The following is a 309-nucleotide window of genomic DNA, read 5'->3' on the forward strand; positions in this document are numbered from 1 at the left end:
GGCTGATGACGATCCCCGGTATTGGTCCCATCACGGCGAGTGTGCTTTCCTCACCACTGGGTGATGGAAAACAATATTCTCGCAGCCGGGATTTTGCGGCCTCGACGGGTTTGGTTCCCCGCCAGTATAGCCTGTCTCTTGATCAGATCTCCAAATCAACTGATTTAGCCAGCAAATAGCCCTCTATCAGGGTTTGCAGCCGAAACCAGCCTTCCCAAAGTCGTTCCCATCCGACTCGACCCGTGCGTTTGGAATCGTACCAGCCGGCCAGTTTTCCCAGATTGATGAAGGCCCAATGCAAACTCGGGG

The 309-nt window shown here is 54.4% G+C and carries 2 pseudogenes; one reads left to right on the top strand and one right to left on the bottom strand.

The features are described 5' to 3' along the window. Positions 1 to 131 (top strand): annotated as a pseudogene (locus AACQ38_RS23925) (transposase); the annotation flags it as partial. An 11-nt stretch (positions 132 to 142) separates the two neighbouring features. Here AACQ38_RS23925 and AACQ38_RS23930 read toward each other — a convergent pair. After that, positions 143 to 309: pseudogene (locus AACQ38_RS23930) on the bottom strand (IS4 family transposase); the annotation flags it as partial.

The sequence above is a fragment of the Photorhabdus sp. RW14-46 genome, from assembly GCF_963887965.1.
Lineage (GTDB): Bacteria > Pseudomonadota > Gammaproteobacteria > Enterobacterales > Enterobacteriaceae > Photorhabdus > Photorhabdus laumondii.